The organism is Corallococcus sp. CA053C, from assembly GCF_003611675.1.
In the GTDB taxonomy this organism is placed as follows: Bacteria; Myxococcota; Myxococcia; order Myxococcales; family Myxococcaceae; genus Corallococcus.
The window spans coordinates 1-1,076 of sequence record NZ_RAWA01000803.1; the positions used below are offsets into that span (position 1 = coordinate 1).

At 74.8% G+C, this 1,076-nt stretch carries 1 protein-coding gene; it reads right to left on the reverse strand.

Features of this window, described 5'->3' with window-relative positions:
* The coding region (locus D7V97_RS43255) for a hypothetical protein (RefSeq protein WP_120616294.1) at positions 1 to 1,076 on the reverse strand (1,076 nt) is incomplete at both ends.

Sequence of the window (1,076 nt, forward strand, 5' to 3'; positions counted from 1 at the left end):
CGCCACCACCGCCACCGCCACCGTGGCCCGCGCGGGGAAGCCGCGCAGCACGCCCAGCACTGAATCCAGCCCCACGCCCGCGAGCGCCGCGAACAGGGGCAGCACCGGCACCAGGAAGCGCAGTTCTTTATGCGGCTGGTACGCATGCAGCACGACGAAGCCCGCCGTCAGCGCGGCCAGCCCCCACGCCCGGGGCAGCGCCAGGAGGGCGAGCGCGCCCGCGAGGAGGGACAGGCCCGGCATCGCCTGCCGCAGGACGCGCGGGTAGTAGTCGAAGGGCTCCGTGCCGAACTGGGCCGCCTTGCCCTGCACCAGGTTGAAGTCCAGGTAGACGATGGCGGAGTGGAACCAGCGCCCCCAGGTGAGCTTGTCCAGGAGCCCGAACGCCAGCGCCCACCCGGACAGCACCGCCAGCGTCACGCCCGCGTCACGCCACTGCCGACGCGCCAACAGCACCCCCAAGAGGCCCACGCAGAAGACGCCGTTCTGCAGCCGCAGCAGCACCGCCAGCCCCAGCAGGGACGCCCCCGTCAGCAGGGCCCGCCGGGACGCGCCCCGGGGCAGCGCCAGGGCCAGCCCCAGCGCCACGGGCAGCGCGGAGGCGTTCTCGCTCATCGCCCGGGGGCCGAAGTACAGGGGCACCACCGCCAGCGCGAACAGGGACGCCCCCGCGGACGCCGCCAGCGACGAGGCCCCGGACGCGCGCGACAGCCGCCACGTGGCCCACGCCGTCGCCGTGCCCACGAGCGCGAAGAAGCCCTTCACGAGCCCCAGGTAGCCTGAGGGCTCGTTGAAACCGAGCAGCCGGCCGAGCCCCAGCACCCCCGCCACCAGCCCCGGGAGGGCCCAGTTCCGGGCGCCCTCGACGAACTCCCAGGCGATGAGCCCGTAGCCGTAGACGAGCCGGTGGGCGGGCTCCAGGCTCTGGTAGACCTCGTCCGGCCAGTAGATGCCGTCGTCGTGGAGCGCCCAGTACAGGCGGAAGCCCGCGCCCAGCGCCAGCGCGACCCCCAGGAGCACCAGGCCCAGACGGCGCTCGGCCGGAGCTTCGGCCGGAGCCCGGGCCGGGGCTTTGG